Origin of the sequence: Agrobacterium sp. LR_9 (assembly GCF_041954855.1) — a bacterium.
GTDB lineage: Bacteria > Pseudomonadota > Alphaproteobacteria > Rhizobiales > Rhizobiaceae > Agrobacterium > Agrobacterium leguminum.
On sequence record NZ_JAVAYA010000023.1, the window covers coordinates 25,293 to 43,663 of the forward strand.

The window sequence follows — 18,371 nt, forward strand, 5'->3', positions numbered from 1 at the left end:
TTCAGCCTGCCTTGTCGACGGTGACGGCCATATCGGACCGCAATTGTGGAAGCGGCGCGGTCAGGATGGTCTCGCCATCCTTCAACCCGGCGGCAATCTCGATCAGGTTGCCGCCGTTCCAGCGCGCTCCCACCGTGACTGTCTGGCGGCGAAGATGGCCGTCCTGCACCTTGAGCACATGATAACCGGCCTCATCCTTGCGCAGCGCGATGGCGGGAACGACGAGCGCATCGTTTTTCTCGCGCAGCAGAATCGATCCGCTGGCGAACATTCCGCCCCACAGCCGGCCGTCACGATTGGCAAGCCGCAGATAGACGGCGATGAAGCGGGTGCCGTCTTCGGCAACCGGGCTGATGCGGTCGACCGTGCCTTTGACGATCTGGCCGCCAAGGCCGTCAATTTCCAGTTCCGCCGTCTGGCCGAGGGCGACGCGCGGAACATCGCGCGTCGCGACAAGAACCTTCGCCTCCAGCACGCTGGTATCGACCAGCGTGAGAAGCTCGCCATCCGCACCGACACGCGATCCCGCCTCGGCAAGCCGCCGGGTGACGGTGCCGCCGAAGGGCGCGCGGATTTCGGCATTGCGAAGGGCGAGGCGTGCAATATCCGCCTGCGCCGAGAGGCTCTGGAGCCTTGCCGTCTTCACCGCCACATCGCTTTTCGCCTTGTCGAGCTGTTCTGCCGAAGCGATGTTTTTCAGCGCAAGCTGTTCGGTTCTCGTCAGGGCCTGCATTGCCAGCATCAGCTCGGCCTCGGCCGCATCCCGGTCGCTCTGCCGCAGCAAAAGCGTCGATTGCAGCTCGTCGGTTTCGAAACGCACGAGCAGCTCGCCCGCCTGTACCGCGTCTCCGTCGCGGACATTCATCTCGACGATCTTGCCGGCTTCACGGGCGCGGATCACCACACGGGTGATGGGCTGAAGTTCGCCGCTGATGCCAAGCCGCTCCACCATCGGGCGCGTGCCGATCTTCGCCGTTTCGGTCGCCGTCAGTTCGAACGGAGTGCCTGCCGGGCTCATCGCGGCAGTCTCGACGAGCCCGTTCACGATGCCTTTGACACGCTCATTCGCATCGACACTGCCGCGCGCCGGATCGAGAGCGGTGACAACGAGAACGCCACCTGCAAGCGCGATCCCCGCCTTGATGGTTCTCTTCACCCACATGCTGAAATCCTTTCCATACCGGTACCGCCGCTCAGGCGGTTACATTGCCTCTCTTGAGGCGTATGGCATCTGGATAGGTGTCCATAATTGCAGCAGCATTACCCTTGCGAACGCAGCTGCTTAAACAGCAGGGTCTGATGTTCCATCGCCCTGATTTCATGCCTTTTCGGAGTGGAAACGGACATGCACGGGGTTGGAAATGCTCAGGTGTCTTCTTTGCCGCAATACTGCCGCAACCTTTCTGGCAGACAAGGGAATGCGAAGGGACGGTGACGCATGAGACTCCTGTTGATCGAAGACGAAAAGGCAATGGCGGATGCGCTGACGGCGACGCTCGGCAGGCAGGGCATCGTCATCGACCATACGATGTGGCTCGGCGATGCGATGGAACTGACGCGCCAGCATGTCTATGACGCCATTCTGCTTGATCGCCGCCTGCCGGACGGGGAGGGACTTGCCTTCATTCCGCAGCTGCGCCATGCCGGCATCGACACGCCGATCATTCTTTTGACGGCATTGAACGAACCGGAAGACCGCATCGCCGGACTGGATGGCGGCGCCGACGACTATCTCGGCAAGCCGTTTCTCGTCGGTGAGCTGCTGGCGCGGGTGCGTGCGGTTCTGAGACGGCCGGCAAACCTTGCGCCGGCCGAAATCACCGCCGGCCGCATCGTTATCGATCCGCTCCATCTCAGCGTCACGATCAATTCCGCTCCCTTCGATCTGCCAAGGCGCGAGCTTGCGATTCTCGTTGCGCTGGCGAAACGCAAGGGCAAATCCGTGCTGCGTTCCACGCTTGAGGCGGCCGTCTACAATTACGAGGAAGAGATCCAGTCCAATGCGCTCGACGCGCATATATCGCGGCTGCGAAAACGCCTGTTCGATGCCTCCGCAGGCGTTGGCGTCCATAATATTCGCGGCATCGGTTATCTGTTGAAGGAAGAGGCATGAAAGCGCAGGCTACCTCCAACTCGTCCTTGTGGTGGAAGTTGAGCTGGCAGCTCAGCGTCGTCGTCTCCGCCATGATTGCCGTGGTCATCATCGGCCTCTGCTTTTATGGCATGACAATGCTTTCGCCCAATATTGCGCTGTGGGACGACCTGTCGGCAACACTCGATGAGTCGCTTTCGCTCGATCCGCAAAAAGGATTGGTCGTTACCAATGGCCCGGCATTGCAGGCCCTGAAGGCGGAGAACTCAACGCTCTGGTTCGTGGCTTCCACGCTGGACGGGCGGGTGGCGAGCTATGGCGCCGTGCCTGCCGTTTATGAGGAATTGTCGCCGTATCTGAATTTGCTGACGGATGCCGATATTCGCGGAGGAAAGGGCGTCTCCGAGGTCGCCCTGGTTGAAAGCATGGAGACGAAGTTGGGTTCCGTCAGGGTCATGTTCGGCGGAACCACGCATATGAGGGGGCAGTTTTTGGCGCTCCTTGCCGGAACCTACAAGATTTACGTTCCCCTCCTGGCTGTCATCTTGCCTGCCGTGTTCTTCTCGGTTCCCCGCATCGTGCGCGAGGCGCTTGCCGGCCTCAATTCCGTCGTCAAAAAGGCTCCCGAGATCGACCCGCGCCGGCCGGGCTCGAAGCTTCCGGTCGAGGATGTGCCGCGGGAGGTGGTGCCCCTGATCCTTGCCTTCAACGGCATCCTCGAACGGCTTGAAGAGCAGTTTCGGGCGCGGCAGCGTTTTCTCATCGATGCGGCACATGAGCTGAGAACGCCGATTGCGATCATGCAGACCCGAATAGAGGGCCTGCCCGGGCCCGAGCAGCAACGCCTGATGGAGGATGTCGCGCGGCTTGGGGAAACCACGGAACAGCTTCTCGCCTTCGAAAGAAACGATCAGGTGAACGACCGGCGCGAAACGCTGGACCTCGTCGAGACGGCGCGCACTGTCGTTGCCGATCTGGCCCCGCTCGCGCTTGCGGCGGGCTACGATATCTCCTTCGAAACGCAGGTCGCGCGATATGAAATACTGGGCAACCCGTTCACCTTGCCGCGCGCCATCAGCAACATCGTGCGCAACGCCATCGACCATGGCGGAAACAGGGGGATGATCCACGTCTCGATTCTCGCCAGTGGCGAGATCGCGGTTTCCGATGAGGGACAGGGGATAGCCGAAGATCAGCGGGAGCGGATTTTCGAGCCCTTTTATCGCGTTACGCCGCGCAGCACTGGGGCCGGCCTTGGCCTCAGCCTCGTCAAGCAGATCGTCGCCAACCATAACGGGCGAATCTTTCTGGACAGCAGCGCCTTCGGGAGCACCTTCCGGTTACGTTTCTGATCCTGCGTTGCGCGCGCTTTCAGGGGCGGGCAATTGTAATGTTGCCGCAATTTTCACTGTCGTACCGTGTGGGGCACAGGATCAACCATGCCAACTGGAGTACGTGCAGTGAAACAACAGTGTAGTCTGTTTGCCCGGGCTTCCGGCGACAGGGCCTCCCGCGGTCGCGGCGTCGCCTTCGCCACCTTGCCCTTTGCCATCATCATGTCCGGCTGCACGTCTGTGCCGCTCAAGGAAGGCGGTACGCTGACCTCCTATGCGCAACTCAGCCCGGTCAAGGGCAAGTTCACCAAATCGCGCACCTTCGTGGACGCTAACGGACTGGCCGGGGTCAAGACCGTCGCCATCGTGCCGACCACCTTCTCCTTTGCGGCCTCTTCACGGGTCACATCGGAAAAGGACCGTGTCCTTGTTTCGAATGCGCTGGATCGTGCCATCTGCGTGGCGCTCAGCGATAAATACCGGATTGCCGCGCTGGGCCAGCCGGCGGACATGACGGTGCGCACGGTCATCACCGATCTGGTGCCGACCGACAAGACCATGGCCGGGGTATCGACAGCCGTGACGCTCAGCAGCGGCTTCGTCCTGCCGGTCAGCGTGCCGCGTCTTCCATTCGGGCTTGGCGGCCTCGCCGTCGAGGCGGAGGCGGTGGACAGCACCGGCGTCCAGCGCGCCGCAGCCGTCTGGTCCAAGGGCGCGAATTCCATCACGGGCAACGCCCGCGTCTCGGAAATCGGAGATGCCTACGAGCTTGCCGCCGATTTCTCCAATTACTTCTCGCGCATTCTGGTGACAGGCAAGGTTTCGGACGGGCTGAACCTCTCTATCCCCTCCGGCCATCGAATCCGGTCCGCCCTGGGTGGAAAACCGAAATATGTCGAATGCGATGCCTATGGCCGGTCGCGCGGCCTGCAGGGCATGGTGGCCGACAAGTTCGGTGCGCCACCCGAATGGACCGACAGATCCGCAAAGGCCGCGTCGCGATAACATCAGCGGTTGATATGCGAGACGGTCGCGATCCCGCTCGCAGAATGAGCGGTTTGCGCCCATAGCGTTTGCGCCATCGTCTTGAGTTGCAGCGATTCCACCCATCTGTCGGTGGAATCGCTGCCGTCCCGGCCGGTGATGGCATAGGGGCTGGGGCCGAGTTCACAGGTGAAGACCAGCTCACCATTATCTGGCGCAAGCGATCGCCAGTGGCGGAATCCATAGTCCCACCAGTTCAGAAACAGATCGACCCATGGGCGGTGATGGGCGAAGGAAATCTCGATCTGGATTTGCTCGCAGGAGCCGATCCGTCCGTGAAAGGCCTGCGCATTGCGAAGGATGCGGCGGATCTGCCGCTGGCTTTCATCTTCGACTGGAAAGGCGAATTCGCGGGCAACGAGATAGTGGGACAGATCGGCCAGCAGCGGCAGTTCGGGCCGCCGTTCCAGAAGGTCGAGCGTGAACAGGAGATCGCTGGTCATCCGGTTGCGATGGGTTTCGATGAAGACGGGAACGCCCGCCTCTTCGGCAAGCCGCATCCAGCCGTCGAGAAGCGGCAGGCAATCTTCCACCCGGCGCGGACGGATATCCGCCTGAAGATCGATATGGCTGACGGGAAACTCCTGCGCCAGCGCCAACGTGTGGCGCAGATCCTCGATACTGCGCGGAAAGCAGACACCTTCAATCCGAAGGCCCGTGCCACGGATCGCGCTGTTGAGACGCAACACATCTGCACGGTCGGTATAATGCGCGCTGACGCCATCGAAACCGGCTGCGGCGATCCGGGCTATGTTTTCCTCAAGGCCGGGTTTATGGCTGTCGCCGGAGAGCCTTTCCATGGCCCACAGCGATTGAAAGACGAGCAGCTTCTGCATCAGGCCGCCCGTGCGCTTTTCAGCAATGATTTGAGATTGACGCCGGGGTCGGCAAGAGCCGACGGATCGGGATTGATGCCGGCGACGATCAGCATCTCGGCCAGTTTGATGTCTCTGGCGACGCTGTTGCCGACGCCCAGCCCGGCGGCGGCGACAAGGCGGCCGTCCTGAAGGTAGAATTCCAGTTCGCCATCGCCCAGCGGTCGGGTGACGCTCTGATGCTCCGGCTGCGGCAGGCCCGCGACCTGAAGGCCGAGATCATATTGATCCGACCAGAACCAAGGTAGGGCGGCGAAGGCCTCGTTTGCGCCAAGAATGTTATGCGCTGCGACCTCCGCCTGGCTGCGGGCATTGCGCCAGCTTTCAAACCGGATATGTCCGCCGGCGGCTTGCGAGACGGCCGCGCAATCGCCCGCCGCGAAGATATGGGGATCGCTGGTGCGCAGGAAAGCATCGGTCAGAATGCCGTTTCCGGTCGCAAGCCCAGCCGTTTGCGCCAATGCGACATTGGGCAGGACGCCGATGGCGGAGACGACTATATCGGCCGGTACGCGCGCGCCTTCGGTAAGCAAAACTGCTTCCGGCGTGATTTCCGAAACGCCCTTTCCCAGATGGAAATTCACGCCCTCTTCGAGATGGCGCTTGTGTATCCTTTCGGCAAAACGCGGGGGAACCGCACGGCCGAGCGGCCGTGTTGCGGCCTCGATAATGTTGACCGCAAGCCCCTTGCCGCGCAGAACCGCCGCAAGTTCCATTCCGATCAGCCCGCCGCCGATGATCGCAATCCGGGCGCCGCTATTTGTGCGGGAGAAAATCGCCTGCGCATCCGCGTGGGTGCGGAAATCCAGCGCCAGCCCCGCGCCGGGGCATGTTAATTTTCGCGGATGTGCCCCGGTTGCAAGCAGCAGCCTGTCATAGCCGAGCGCCCGCCCGTCATCAAGCGTCACAATGCGGTCTTTCACATCGATCCGGGTCGCCGATACGCCCTGACGATAGGAGATGCGGGCAGCCTCCAGTGCTCCGTCGCCGCAGATGGGTTTCATCCGCACCGCCCCTTCGAGCGGTTTGGAGAGCGGGGGCCGTTCATAGGGTGGGTGCGGCTCCGTGCCGACCAGCGTGACGTTGCCTGCAAAGCCCGCTTCGCGCAGCGCAAAGGCGGCACGTGTGCCCGCCTCGCCGGCGCCGATGATGACGATTGCGTCCATGGTATCTCCGTGAGAAGGGACCGGCGCGCTTTTCAGGGTGCACCGGCTGGGGGAGGATCAGTTTCGGCTGGCGTAGTCGGTCATGTTCTTCCGCGTCACCAGTTCGAACGGAACCATGACCTGTTTGTCGACCGGCGTGCCGCGTATCAGGGCGACGGCGGCATCGAGCGCGCTTGTCGATTGCCCCTTGGCGTTCTGGAACACCGTGGCGTCGAGATCGTCAGCGGCCATGGAGGCGAGACCGTCCGGCGTGGCGTCGATGCCGATGACGATCACATCGTCCGTCGAAACGCTGGCCGCCTTCAGCGCCTGAACCGCGCCGATCGCCATCTCGTCATTATTGGCGAAGACGACGTCGATGGGCCGGCCGGCGGTGATCCAGTTGGTCGTCATGTCCATGGCGGTTGTCCGTGTCCAGGCGGCCGATTGCTCGTCGGCGATGGTGACGGCCTTGCAGTCGCCGGATGTGAGCGCCTGCTTGAAGGACGAGGTCCGGTCACGCGATGCCTGATGGGCGAGATCGCCCATCAATATATAGGCCTGCGCGTCGGCGGCCTTTCCCTTCTCCTTGAGCAGCGAACAGGCCGCTTCGCCGGCCAGCCGCCCCGCATCGGTTTCCCGTGAGCCGACATAGGCCTGCTTTTCCGGCAGTTTGGCGACATTGTCCGGTTCGAGATTGAGGTAGACCAGCGGAATGCCCGCCTTGGCTGCGGCATCGCTGATGCCGGGTGCGGCCGAGGTGTCTGCCAGCGTCACGATGATCGCGTCGACGTTTGCGGCGATGAAATTATTGACCTGGTTGAGCTGCTTGGAAATATCGGCCTGCGCGTCCTCGACCTGGATCTTGACGCCGTCGATCTCAGACGCCCGGGCGCCAAGCCCTTCGCGCAGCAGGGTCTGGAAATTATTGTCGAAGCTCTGCATTGAAACGCCGATGGTCTCGGCCGATGCCGTGCCGGCGAAAAGGACCGCCAGAGCGGCCATGGTACAGATGGATTTCATGTTTGTCCTCCCTTGGGGCGCCGGGCCGCCCGGGTGCATTCCGGAGGCCCTTTCGGGCCTGCTCGAAAGCCCGGCCTAGCCGATGGTGATGCGTACTTCGCCGTCCACCACCTGCGCCGGATAGGTCTTCAGGTTTTCGCAGGCGGGCAGCCGCAGCGCCTCGCCGGTGCGATAATCGAAGGCGCCGGAATGCTTGGGACATTCCACCTCGAAATCCATCACCAGCCCTTCGGCGAGATGGATGGCCTCATGGGTGCAGAGGCCGGCTGTGCAATAAACGCTGTCATCCGGACCGCGGTAGATCGCATAGGTGCGTCCGGCGTGGTCGAAGCGGATCGCGCCTTCCTGTTCGATGTCTTCCAGTTTGCAGGCTGAAACCCAGTTCATTCGGCTGCCTCCCCGATGGTGTTGCGCGCCTTGCGGGCCGCGAGTTTTTCTTTGCGTTTGCGATAGCGTTCCTGCATGCGGGCTTCTCCCTCGGCCGAGCCGTCGTGCCAGGTGCCGAACCACCTATCGAGCGGGATGAGGGCGTCGCCGTAATTCACCTCGAAATATTTGTGGTGGAGGTAATGCGCATAGGCATGGCTATCGACCAGCTTGTCCTCGCCGATCTCAACCTTGTCGAAGCCGACATGGCCGGGGATCGCGCCGAAACCCGCATAATGCAGCTGGTAAAGCATGAGGACCGGGTTGGACGGCAGGACCAGGTGATAAAAGGCGGTGCCGAAATAAAGCAGATGCTCGACCGGATGCATGGATAGCGACGACCAGGGCGACGGGTTCACCGAATTGTGGTGGACGGAATGCACCCATTTATAAAGCAGCGGCGTGTGGATGAGCCGGTGAATGCAGAAGAAGTGAAATTCGTGGATGATCGGCACAACGAGCGCCACGGCTGCGAGCGTCCATGGATTTTCGGCAAAGCTGAGCCATGGCGCATAACCATTGGCATAGGCCCACAACATCGCCACTTCGATGGCGGTCCAGATCGTCACGCCGGAAAGGAAGGTGCGCAGGATGTTGTCGAGGTTCTGGCTCTCGAACCAGAAGGCCTTGCTCTTCTGTTCGGCGGGAAATTTGCCGTTATATTTGAAGCGGTTTTCCTGCCGCTTCAGAATATAGAGATGGAGTTCGAAACCGCCGTAGAAGAGAAAGACGCAGACCGCATTGACCGCATAAAGCCAGGCGATCCAGCCGAAGCCGAGCGTGGCCATGGTTTCGACGGGCGGAATGACAAAGGCCCAGTAGCCGACTGCAGAAAGCGCGAAGATCGCATTCCACGGAAAAAAATAATGCGGGAGCCACTTCAGCACCGCCACGAAGCGCGGCGGAAAGGCAAAGAGCGGTGCTGTTTCCACCGGCTGGTGGGGCGCCCAGTCGCCGCGCTTGTTACGCGTTCCATATTTCAGATCGTCCATAGCGCTCTCCTTCGGACGATCGCTCCCGATGCGCCCGCGCAAGTTTTCACGATGAAGAAGGGCGTTTACACGCCATGGCCGCCGGCACTCTCGCGCTCTGCGGCTTTCCTCCCTGAAGAGAAATTAGCAGGGCGGGCGGTGAACGCCGAAGCCTTCGTTGATCAAATCAGATCAAAGGCTTTCGGCGGTGATGGTGACGAAGCGAATGGGCGCGTTATCGGGCTCAATATCGGTGAGACCGATCCGGCGAAGGACGAGATCCAGCGCCCGGCGGGCCTGCGCCTCGGGGGCCTGATCGAGCACGATATCCATGATGCCGTCATTCAGCGCCTTGCGCGTATAATCGGTCAATTCATGGCCGACGAAGAATATCTCGCCGCCGCGCGGATGCCGGCGAAGAACGTCGATCAGGGCGGCATTCGCGCCGCCGGCATTATAGAGTCCGGCCATGTCGGGATAGAGATCGAGCGCCATGCGCAGGGCCTCGGCGCCGTAATATTCGTCGTCGCGGGTAAAGCCCAGCCATTCGAAGCGATGTTCACCGGGATGATCTCGGAAGTAATCGGAAAAGCCGCCGATACGGTCGCGGTGGACCTGATAGATCGGATGGCAGAGCGCGATGACCGGGCCGGGCTGGCGCGCCATGCGGGTGATGAAATGCGCCGCCGTCCGTCCCGCCGCGCCATTGTCGATGCCGATGAATTCGCCCTTTTCCGCCGAAGCGCGCGTGACGACATGCACGACCGGCACGCCGCGCGCCACCGCCGCCTCGACGGCGGCGCTAACCGCCGGGCTGCTCGGACTGGCGAGGATAAGGCCCGCGCGCGCCTCTGCGGCGGCGGTGATGCGGCTCGCCAGCTCGTCCGGCTTCATCTCTTCGGCGAAGCTGCGGTGGACAACGACGAGAGGGTCGAGCGTTGCCGCAATTCTTTCGAAGGCCTTGGAAAGCCGCCGGTAAAAGGTGGTGTCCGGGCGTACCATCAGCACTTCTATGCGCAAGAAGCCTCGGTGGGTCTCCGGCAGGGTGCGCGGATAATCCAGTGTGCGTGCGGCAAGAACGACCTTTTCCACGAGTTCGGCACGAACGCCGCCGCGCCCGTTTAGCACCCGCTCGACCGTGGCGGTTCCAACGCCTGCGAGGCGGGCGATATCGCGGTAATTCGGCCTGCTCACATTCGCTTTCCTGATATTGATGTGTCTTTCGTCTTCAAGACAGACCGAGTTTCTGAAGGCCGCATTCGCGGACGATTTCGGCGATATGGCTGAACTGCGCCGAGAGCGGATTGCTCTTGCGCCACACGATGCCGATGGTGCGCGACGGGCGCGGTTCCGCTAGCCGGAACACCGAGACCGTGGATTGCCGTGTCTCCATATCGACGGCCATCTGCGGAATGAGCGTGACGCCGATGCCGGCGCCGACCATCTGCACGAGGGTGGAGAGCGAGGAGCCTTCCATCAGGACGCGCGGCGGCGCATTGGTCGTGCTGCAGAAGGAAAGCGCCTGATTGCGGAAACAATGGCCTTCTTCCAGCAGCAGCAGGCGCATTTCGCCCAGCTTGTCGGCGCTCGGCACCGGCATGCCCGCATCCTCCATCGGCCGCACCAGAATGAATTCCTCCGAAAACAGCGGAACCTCCTCCAGCGCCGGTTCCGAGACGGGCAGGGCGACGATCGCCATGTCGAGCCGGGCTTCGAGAAGGTCTTCGATGAGCTTCTGTGTCACCGCCTCGCGCGGGCGTGCTTCCAGTCCGGGATAATGCCGGGTCAGCGTCTTGATCACCTGCGGCAAAAGATAGGGCGCGACGGTGGGAATGACACCGATGCGCAGGCGACCGCTGAGAGGGCCGTGCCCCGCACGCGCCAGATCCTGCAACTCGTCCACCGAACGCAATATCGAGCGGGTGCGTTCGGCGAATTCCTCGCCAAGCGCGGTCAGCCTGATCTGGCGGCTGCCGCGTTCGACGAGCGGCGCACCGATCAATTCCTCCAGTTCCCGGATCTGCAAAGATAGTGCAGGTTGGGAAATCGCGCACACCTCCGCCGCCCGACCGAAATGACCGATCTTGGCCAGAGCGTCGAAATAACGGAGATGTTTCATGGAGAGCGCAATCATAAGCTCAGCATATCGCAGCCTTTAGAATATACAATTGGAAATTATGGAACCCGGCTGTTAGTCATCTTCATGACAGAAAGAAGCTGTAGCTGTGAGAGGTTACCAGCGTCGCTGCACGGTTTTCCCATGACCTGCCGCTGGCTCTGGCTCTAACGCTGCACATGTCGAATTGATTATTTCGTTTAATTGCTAAACCCATCGGAGGGCGAAATGGACGCAACTTCAAAACCGGCTGGCAAGTGTCCTGTCATGCATGGAGGCAATACGGCCTCGGGTAAATCGGTAACCGAATGGTGGCCGAATGCGCTGAACCTCGACATCCTGCACCAGCACGACACCAAGACCAATCCGCTCGGCACCTCCTTCAACTATCGTGACGCCCTGAAGACGCTCGATGTCGAAGCGTTGAAAGCCGATCTGCGCGCGCTGATGACCGACAGCCAGGACTGGTGGCCGGCGGACTGGGGCAGCTATGTGGGCATGATGGCGCGCGTTACCTGGCATGCGGCGGGTTCTTACCGCGTGACTGACGGCCGCGGCGGCGCCAACACCGGCAACCAGCGTTTTGCGCCGCTCAATTCCTGGCCGGACAACGTGAACACCGACAAGGGCCGCCGCCTCCTGTGGCCGATCAAAAAGAAATACGGCAACAAGATTTCCTGGGCAGACCTGATCGCGCTCGCCGGCACCATTGCCTATGACGTCGCCGGTCTGAAGACCTTCGGCTTTGCTTTCGGCCGCGAAGATATCTGGGCTCCGGAAAAGGACACCTATTGGGGTGACGAAAAGGAATGGCTGGCGCCGAGCGACGGCCGTTACGGCGACGTGACCAAGCCCGCGACGCTGGAAAACCCGCTCGCTGCCGTGCAGATGGGCCTCATCTACGTCAACCCGGAAGGCGTGAACGGCAAGTCCGATCCGCTGGCGACGGCGGCGCAGATGCGCGAAACCTTCGCCCGCATGGGCATGGATGACGAGGAAACCGTCGCTCTCACCGCCGGCGGCCATACCATCGGCAAATCGCATGGCAATGGCAGCGCCGCCAACCTCAGCCCCGATCCGGAAGCAGCAGGCCCGGAATTTCAGGGTCTCGGCTGGATCAACACCAAGGGCCGCGGCATCGGTCGCGACACCGTGGTATCCGGCATCGAGGGCGCGTGGACGAGCGAGCCGACCAAGTGGGACAACGGTTTCTTCGATATGCTGTTCAAGCATGAGTGGACTTTGACGCACAGCCCCGCCGGTGCATCGCAATGGGCGCCGATCACCATTGCCGAGGAAGACAAGCCTGTCGACGTCGAGGATGCCTCGATCCGCACCATTCCGATGATGACCGATGCCGACATGGCCCTGAAGGTCGACCCGATCTACCGCGAGATTTCGCTGAAGTTCAAGGACGATCAGGACCATTTCTCCGAGGTCTTTGCCCGCGCCTGGTTCAAGCTGACCCACCGCGACATGGGGCCGAAGTCCCGTTATTTCGGCCCGGACGTTCCGGCGGAAGACCTGATCTGGCAGGATCCCATCCCCGCAGGCTCCACCAGCTACGATGTCGCCGCCGTCAAGGCGAAGATCGCGGCTTCCGGTCTTTCCGTTGCCGATCTGGTCTCGACAGCCTGGGACAGCGCCCGCACCTTCCGCGGTTCGGACAAGCGCGGCGGCGCCAATGGCGCGCGCATCCGCCTTGCACCGCAGAAGGACTGGGAAGGCAATGAGCCCGCCCGTCTGTCCCGCGTGCTTTCGGTTCTGGAACCGATTGCCCGTGAAACCGGCGCAAGCATTGCGGATGTGATCGTTCTGGCCGGCAATTACGGTGTGGAGCAGGCGGCGAAAGCGGCCGGCTTAGACATTGCCGTGCCTTTCGCGGCCGGCCGTGGCGATGCTTCCGCCGAGCAGACGGATGCTGACAGCTTTGCCCCACTTGAGCCGCTCGCGGATGGTTTCCGCAACTGGGTCAAGAAGGACTATGTCGTCAGCCCCGAAGAACTGCTTCTGGACCGCGCGCAGCTGCTCGGCCTGACCGCGCCGGAACTCACCGTCCTCATCGGCGGTCTGCGCGTCATCGGCGCCAATTATGCCGGTACGGCGCATGGCGTGTTTACCGACAAGCCCGGCGCGCTGACGACGGACTTCTTCACGACGCTGACGGACATGGCCTATTCCTGGGTCCCGACCGGCAACAACCTCTATGAGATTCGTGACCGCAAGACCGGGGCAGCCAAGTACACGGCGACCCGCGTGGACCTCGTCATCGGTTCGAACTCCATCCTGCGCGCCTATGCGGAAGTTTATGCGCAGGACGACAGCAGGGAGAAATTCGTGCGTGATTTCGTCGCCGCCTGGACCAAGGTGATGAACGCCGACCGTTTCGACCTTCTGTAAGCAAAGGCCGACTTTTTATTGATGATGCACCTCCCTGAGCGATCAGGGAGGTGTTTTCCTATTTGTAGATTGACGAAGACGCATCGGCGACCGCTCGATCCGGCATGCTATCGCCGGTCGGAAGCCGCAACTGGTTTGCCGGATGAAGATTTTTCCGCCTTTGCGGAGGGAGCTTTGCCGCTTTTTTCGTTTTCGTGCGCATCCGGCCCGGCCACGATAACGCCTCGGCCCTTTTCTTCGCGTTTCTTGTCGGCGAAGTTGCCCGGTTCCTTTTTGCTGTCCATTGATGAATCTCCCGTGTTGCGTTCCTGTCAGGAGTTCAACGGACGTTTCGCTCAGAGGTTCCAGAGCTGTCGCGTCAGCGAATGTTTCTCTTTATAATGATCTTTGCTATTAACATGAATTGATAAGTCATGTTATTGGGGCTGAAGCGCGATGACTGGCGCGGCGCGCCCGTCTTTCCATACGCTCACCCCAGACCCGACAACCGGACGGTACCCGCATTGAGTTTCTGGCATTCCATGACCTGGCACACGGAAGGGATCAGCGTCACTGCGCCGGTGAAATGGCGCCAGTTGGACGGGCTGGTCAGTGCTTTCTGGGAAGCGGAAAGCCAGATGGGAGCGAAGGGTTACTATCTGGCCGCCGATCCGCGCATCATGATCTTTTTCAACGATGTCTCCTCGCGCATCAGCATGTCCAACCGCAATGGCGAGTTCACCAACCATTCGCGGCCGATGACACGGGCGGTTTATGTGCCGGCCGGCGTGCCGATGTGGACGAGCAGCAGCGCCACGCATCGGTTCTCGCATCTCAACCTGCATATTCACAAGGACCGCCTGTTGCGTTTCCTGTCACCTTCGGTGGGCAGTTCGGCGGCGATGACGGCGCTGCGCCGTCCCGTCGAGATACAGGATATCGGCTCGGTGGAAACCCTTGCCGGCCTGCTGGTCGATGAGCTAGCTGAACCCTCGAAACATGCTGTCTATGCGGAAAGCCTCGTCGGCAGCATCGTTGCCGGCCTGCTGGATATTCCCGGCTCTTCGCCGGAGCAGGTCAATGGCAGGCTGACGCAGGCGCAGTTGAACAAGCTTCTTGCCCAGGTCGAAAAGCGTGGCGACGACCGTATGACGGTTGCCGAGATGGCCGATATTGTCGGGCTTTCGGAAAGCTGGTTCGCTACCGTATTTCGCCAGACCACCGGCAAGACGCCGCTGCAATGGCAATTGGAGCGGCGCATCAATGCCGCCCAGAAACTTCTGCTGGAAGGCGATCTGACGGTGGCCGATATCGCCGCCCAGCTCGGCTTTTCCGATCAGGCCCATCTGACCAAGGCTTTCCGCCAGTCCGTGGGAAACACACCCGCCGCCTGGCGACGGCTGCACAGGCTGCTTTGAGGCTGGGTGAGGTCGATGCGCAGTGTTTTGGTGAGGCCGCAAACCTCACCTTTCCTCATCATCGGGCTTGTCCCGAGGATCTGCGACCTTCAGACTTGATGAGGCGTGGTTAGATTCTCGGGACGAGCCCGAGGATGACGTGGTGCATTAGGGAAATTATTCAATATATTGAAAAATATTGCTAATATCGATTTTCACCATGTCTTTCGCAAAGTTACGGAAAACGCCCGGCCGGGATTGTAAAAGTCAGCGCCGAACCCGCCATAAGAGACGTGTTTTTCGTTAAAGATGTTGGAAACGTTGACGTCCAGCGAGGCGGTTTCCTGAATCTTGTAGCTGAACGCCGCATCCACGGTCACGCTGCTTCCGGTTTCGACCTTGTTGGCATTGTCGAAATAATAAGCGCCCGTATAGCGACCGCCGAGACCGAAGGTCATGTCACCGAAATGGTCGTTGCCCGCAAGCGTGTAGTTGACCCACAGCGAGGCCTGATGCTCGGGCACGAATTGCGGCCGGTTGCCAACGTTACCGCCGGTGCCGTTTTCAGTGATTTCCGCGTCGAGATAGGAATAGGCCGCCGTCAGGCTGAGATCGTCGGTCACTTCCGCCTTGGCTTCGAGATCGAGACCGCGCACACGCACCTCGCCGATGGTCGTCGGCAGGCTGGTGATCGGGCTGGTGACGGTGATGTTGTTCTTCTTCAGATCGTAGATCGACGCGGTGAACAGGGCCGGGAAAGCGTCCGGACGATATTTCACGCCGAGTTCGATCTGTTCGCCGCGTTCGGGCTCTACCGTCAGACCAGATGCCGGCACCACCGACTCGGCGTAGCTGATATAGGGCGCGATTTCATTGGTGACCTTGTAGGACACGCCGATACGCTTGGTCAGTTCGCTGATGTCGCCGCTCGCCGTCGTGCCGTTCAGCCGGTTGGTCTGGTCGGTGTCGATCCAGTCGTTGCGCAGGCCGGCGCTGACGATCAGCCTGTCGAAGAAGGTCAGGTCCTGTTGCAGGTAGATCGCTCTAGTCTTCTGGTCGGTCAGCGAGTTGGAGAAGAGCGGCACCGTGGAGGGGGCGCCGGTATAGACCGGGTTCGTCCAGTTTATGCTCGGCGCAGCGCCGAAGTAGTTTTTGCTGCCGGAGGTGTAGTCATTGTAGAAGACGCCGACGAGGCTGCGGCTTTCGACATTTTCAAACCGCGTATCGTATTGCAGGCGCGTGTCGACCAGGAAGTTTTCGGTCTCGGTGTCGTTGCCGAAATAGGACCGGTTGGCGATTGTCGAACCGTTGGTCGGCGTGGACGAGATGTAAGCATAACCGAAGTCCGTATTCGCCTTGCTGTAGCGGGCGTTGGAACTCAGCGTCAGGCCGGAGCCGAAATCGTGGTCGAACATCACGCTCAGCGAATTGCGGTTTGTGCCGCGATAATTGTAGTCCGGTTCGCCGAAGAAACGGCTCCGGTCGAAATGCGAGCCGACGGGATGGCCGCCGCCGCCCGGAACGCCATCCTTGTTGAGATGATCGTAAACTACGGTAAGGCTGGTGACGTCCGTGGGACGCCATGTCAGGCCGCCCATGAAGAATTTCTCGTCGTCGCGGGAATAGTCATATTCCGCATCGGCATTTCTGAGCTTGCCGGTCAGGCGATAGGACAGCGTGTCGTCGCTGGTGATGTTGTCCCCGAAATCGAAGCCGGTTTCGGCGCGGCCATAGGAGCCGCCGGTGACATAGGCTTCACCGAAACGGGTGCGTTTCGGCACCTTGGTGGAGTAATTCACCGAGCCGCCGGGATCTGAGACGCCAAAGGTGGTGGAATTGCCGCCCTTCAGCACTTCAACACGCTCATAGGCATAGGTTTCCTCGCGCAGCGCGCCGAAGGGACGGCCAAGCGTCAACCCGTCGCGATAGGTATAAGCGTCGAAACCGCGAATCTTGAAATAGTCGAACCGGTCGTCGGAGCCGTAAAAATCCGTGGTTACACCGGCGGTATATTGCAGCGCTTCTTCCACGCTCTGCACGCCGCGCTGCTGCATTTCCTTGGCGGTGATGACGGAGACCGAGGCCGGTGTGTCGAGAATATCGGTCGCCATCTTGCTGCCACTCGTCGTGCGGTTGGCGACGATGGACTTCTGGTCATTGTCACCGCTTTCGATGGTGATCCGTTCCAGAACCGTGCTGCTGTTCGTGGTGGCAGCCTCCTGCGCCAGCAAGGGGCCGGGCAGGGTGGCGACAAGCGCCGTGCAGGCAAGCAGCGCCGCATCCTGATAACGACGTCGCGCGGTTTTGCGGTGTCTGCCTTCGGTTTCGATATTCATTGGTAGGTTCCAGAAGTTGATGCCCCGATCGCCGCTTCCACGGCCCACTCTCGAAGCGCCCAATAACTTGAGAAAGTTTGTCCGGTATTGTAACTTTTTGCGGTTTTGTACAAAACCCCGGAAATTTCACCGCTGTTGCGACGGCATTTCTTGCCTGGGCTTGACGGAGGCAATTGAAGCTGAGAGTTCAAGTCCACTTTTGAACTTTTGAGAGCTCGCCAATGCTTCGCCCGTTTCGCTGCGTCCTGCCGGTATTTGTGCTTTTCCTGTCGCTGATCGCGCCGAATATGGCCTCGGCGGAGGAGACGACCAGCTATCCCGTCGTCATCAAACATGCTTTCGGCACGACCACGATTGCGAAGAAACCGCAGCGGGTCGCGACTGTCGCTTGGGCCAACCATGAGGTGCCGCTGGCGCTCGGCATAGTGCCCGTCGGTTTTGCGGCGGCCAATTTCGGCGATGATGATGGCGACGGCCTGCTGCCATGGGTGGCAAAGCGGCTCACCGAACTCGAACCGGCAAAGCCTGTGCTGTTCGACGAGGGCGACGGCATCGATTTCGAGGCCGTGGCGGCGACGCAGCCGGATGTCATCCTTGCCGCCTATTCAGGCCTCAGCCAGTCCGACTACGATACGCTGAGCCAGATCGCCCCTGTCGTTGCCTATCCCGTTTCTCCCTGGGCGACGGACTGGCGCGAGATGATCCGGCTGAATAGCGCCGGCCTTGGCATGGTTGCGGAAGGTGAGGCGCTCATCAAACGCATCGAGGGCGAGATCGCGCAGGTCGTTGCCGGCCGCCCGCAGCTGAAGGGCAAGTCGGCCATGTTCGTCACCCATCTCGACGCCACCAATCTCAGCGTCGTCAATTTCTATACGGCCAATGACACCAGGGTGAAGTTCTTCGCCGATCTTGGGCTTGCCTCGCCGAAAAGCGTCGTGGAAGCCACGAAGCCGGGGCAATTCGCCGCCGGCGTCAGCGCCGAACGTGTGGATGCCTTCGACGATGTCGATATCGTCGTGACCTATGGCAGTGAGCCGCTGCTGAACGCCATGCGGGCCGATCCGCTTCTCGCCCGCATGCCGGCCGTTGCCAACGATGCCATCGTCATGCTGGGCCGCGACCCGCTCGGCACCGCCTCCAATCCCACGCCGCTGTCGATTTCGTGGGTGTTGAAGGACTATGCCGATCTTCTGGCAAAGGCCGCCGACAAATCCTCCGGGAAATCGCAGTGAC

Annotated in this window: 16 protein-coding genes; 6 read left to right on the plus strand and 10 right to left on the minus strand. The window is 61.0% G+C overall.

Features of this window, described 5'->3' with window-relative positions; all coding sequences use genetic code 11:
• Nucleotide 1 precedes the first annotated feature (1 nt).
• Nucleotides 2-1,162 (minus strand): efflux RND transporter periplasmic adaptor subunit, encoded by a 1,161-nt coding sequence (locus RAC79_RS21155; protein ID WP_374997498.1) that lies wholly within the window; start codon nt 1,160-1,162, stop codon nt 2-4.
• 276 nt (nt 1,163-1,438) lie between these two features.
• Here RAC79_RS21155 and RAC79_RS21160 point away from each other — a divergent pair, with 276 nt between their 5' ends.
• From RAC79_RS21160 to RAC79_RS21170, 3 genes are all read left to right on the plus strand, one after another.
• Nucleotides 1,439-2,113 carry a response regulator transcription factor gene (locus tag RAC79_RS21160; protein ID WP_125146890.1) on the plus strand — a complete coding sequence of 225 codons (675 nt, stop codon included), beginning with the start codon at nt 1,439-1,441 and terminating at the stop codon, nt 2,111-2,113.
• Complete coding sequence (locus RAC79_RS21165; protein WP_374997499.1) at nt 2,110-3,444, plus strand: sensor histidine kinase; 1,335 nt, start codon at nt 2,110-2,112, stop codon at nt 3,442-3,444. The genes RAC79_RS21160 and RAC79_RS21165 overlap by 4 nt, the downstream gene beginning before the upstream one ends.
• A gap of 108 nt (nt 3,445-3,552) precedes the next feature.
• On the plus strand, nt 3,553-4,431 hold the full coding sequence (locus RAC79_RS21170; RefSeq protein ID WP_374997500.1) for a DUF3313 domain-containing protein: 879 nt from the start codon (nt 3,553-3,555) through the stop codon (nt 4,429-4,431).
• A 2-nt stretch (nt 4,432-4,433) separates the two neighbouring features.
• On the opposite strand, the gene RAC79_RS21175 is transcribed toward RAC79_RS21170, so the two are convergent.
• The 7 genes from RAC79_RS21175 to RAC79_RS21205 form a co-directional block, all read right to left on the minus strand.
• A complete protein-coding gene (locus RAC79_RS21175; RefSeq protein WP_338808859.1) occupies nt 4,434-5,306 on the minus strand; it encodes a sugar phosphate isomerase/epimerase in 873 nt (290 codons plus the stop codon).
• Entirely contained in the window at nt 5,306-6,511 is a 1,206-nt protein-coding gene (locus RAC79_RS21180) for an NAD(P)/FAD-dependent oxidoreductase (RefSeq protein WP_374997501.1), read from the minus strand. The genes RAC79_RS21175 and RAC79_RS21180 overlap by 1 nt, the downstream gene beginning before the upstream one ends.
• A 57-nt stretch (nt 6,512-6,568) precedes the next feature.
• Entirely contained in the window at nt 6,569-7,513 is a 945-nt protein-coding gene (locus RAC79_RS21185; RefSeq protein ID WP_374997502.1) for a substrate-binding domain-containing protein, read from the minus strand.
• A gap of 75 nt (nt 7,514-7,588) precedes the next feature.
• Entirely contained in the window at nt 7,589-7,900 is a 312-nt protein-coding gene (locus RAC79_RS21190; RefSeq protein ID WP_020809312.1) for a MocE family 2Fe-2S type ferredoxin, read from the minus strand.
• Nucleotides 7,897-8,931 carry a sterol desaturase family protein gene (locus RAC79_RS21195; protein ID WP_065657654.1) on the minus strand — a complete coding sequence of 345 codons (1,035 nt, stop codon included), beginning with the start codon at nt 8,929-8,931 and terminating at the stop codon, nt 7,897-7,899. The genes RAC79_RS21190 and RAC79_RS21195 overlap by 4 nt, the downstream gene beginning before the upstream one ends.
• Before the next feature lie 171 nt (nt 8,932-9,102).
• Nucleotides 9,103-10,104, minus strand: a complete 1,002-nt coding sequence (locus RAC79_RS21200; protein WP_374997503.1) for a LacI family DNA-binding transcriptional regulator — start codon at nt 10,102-10,104, stop codon at nt 9,103-9,105.
• A 34-nt stretch (nt 10,105-10,138) separates the two neighbouring features.
• Nucleotides 10,139-11,044, minus strand: a complete 906-nt coding sequence (locus RAC79_RS21205) for a hydrogen peroxide-inducible genes activator (protein ID WP_142846416.1) — start codon at nt 11,042-11,044, stop codon at nt 10,139-10,141.
• A gap of 210 nt (nt 11,045-11,254) precedes the next feature.
• Between RAC79_RS21205 and katG the strand changes: the two genes are divergently transcribed.
• The gene (katG, locus tag RAC79_RS21210) at nt 11,255-13,426 is read left to right on the plus strand and encodes a catalase/peroxidase HPI (protein ID WP_374997504.1); all 2,172 of its coding nucleotides are present in this window, start codon (nt 11,255-11,257) and stop codon (nt 13,424-13,426) included.
• A gap of 107 nt (nt 13,427-13,533) precedes the next feature.
• Here katG and RAC79_RS21215 read toward each other — a convergent pair whose 3' ends face one another.
• Nucleotides 13,534-13,710 (minus strand): hypothetical protein, encoded by a 177-nt coding sequence (locus RAC79_RS21215; protein ID WP_003521762.1) that lies wholly within the window; start codon nt 13,708-13,710, stop codon nt 13,534-13,536.
• A gap of 219 nt (nt 13,711-13,929) precedes the next feature.
• On the opposite strand from RAC79_RS21215, the gene RAC79_RS21220 reads away from it, so the two are divergent.
• Entirely contained in the window at nt 13,930-14,823 is an 894-nt protein-coding gene (locus RAC79_RS21220) for a helix-turn-helix domain-containing protein (RefSeq protein ID WP_374997505.1), read from the plus strand.
• Nucleotides 14,824-15,017: 194 nt separating this feature from the next.
• Here the strand turns inward: RAC79_RS21220 and RAC79_RS21225 are convergent, their stop codons facing one another.
• Nucleotides 15,018-17,138, minus strand: a complete 2,121-nt coding sequence (locus RAC79_RS21225; protein WP_374997506.1) for a TonB-dependent siderophore receptor — start codon at nt 17,136-17,138, stop codon at nt 15,018-15,020.
• A 221-nt stretch (nt 17,139-17,359) separates the two neighbouring features.
• Here RAC79_RS21225 and RAC79_RS21230 point away from each other — a divergent pair, with 221 nt between their 5' ends.
• Complete coding sequence (locus RAC79_RS21230; protein ID WP_374997507.1) at nt 17,360-18,370, plus strand: iron-siderophore ABC transporter substrate-binding protein; 1,011 nt, start codon at nt 17,360-17,362, stop codon at nt 18,368-18,370.
• The last annotated feature ends 1 nt before the right edge of the window (nt 18,371 follow it).

Coding starts and splice junctions, on each gene's coding strand:
- RAC79_RS21155 (WP_374997498.1), bottom strand. CDS start 1,162: ATGTGGGTGAAGAGAACCATCAAGGCGGGGATCGCGCTTGCAGGTGGC.
- RAC79_RS21160 (WP_125146890.1), top strand. CDS start 1,439: ATGAGACTCCTGTTGATCGAAGACGAAAAGGCAATGGCGGATGCGCTG.
- RAC79_RS21165 (WP_374997499.1), top strand. CDS start 2,110: ATGAAAGCGCAGGCTACCTCCAACTCGTCCTTGTGGTGGAAGTTGAGC.
- RAC79_RS21175 (WP_338808859.1), bottom strand. CDS start 5,306: ATGCAGAAGCTGCTCGTCTTTCAATCGCTGTGGGCCATGGAAAGGCTC.
- RAC79_RS21180 (WP_374997501.1), bottom strand. CDS start 6,511: ATGGACGCAATCGTCATCATCGGCGCCGGCGAGGCGGGCACACGTGCC.
- RAC79_RS21185 (WP_374997502.1), bottom strand. CDS start 7,513: ATGAAATCCATCTGTACCATGGCCGCTCTGGCGGTCCTTTTCGCCGGC.
- RAC79_RS21190 (WP_020809312.1), bottom strand. CDS start 7,900: ATGAACTGGGTTTCAGCCTGCAAACTGGAAGACATCGAACAGGAAGGC.
- RAC79_RS21195 (WP_065657654.1), bottom strand. CDS start 8,931: ATGGACGATCTGAAATATGGAACGCGTAACAAGCGCGGCGACTGGGCG.
- RAC79_RS21205 (WP_142846416.1), bottom strand. CDS start 11,044: ATGATTGCGCTCTCCATGAAACATCTCCGTTATTTCGACGCTCTGGCC.
- katG (WP_374997504.1), top strand. CDS start 11,255: ATGGACGCAACTTCAAAACCGGCTGGCAAGTGTCCTGTCATGCATGGA.
- RAC79_RS21215 (WP_003521762.1), bottom strand. CDS start 13,710: ATGGACAGCAAAAAGGAACCGGGCAACTTCGCCGACAAGAAACGCGAA.
- RAC79_RS21225 (WP_374997506.1), bottom strand. CDS start 17,138: ATGAATATCGAAACCGAAGGCAGACACCGCAAAACCGCGCGACGTCGT.
- RAC79_RS21230 (WP_374997507.1), top strand. CDS start 17,360: ATGCTTCGCCCGTTTCGCTGCGTCCTGCCGGTATTTGTGCTTTTCCTG.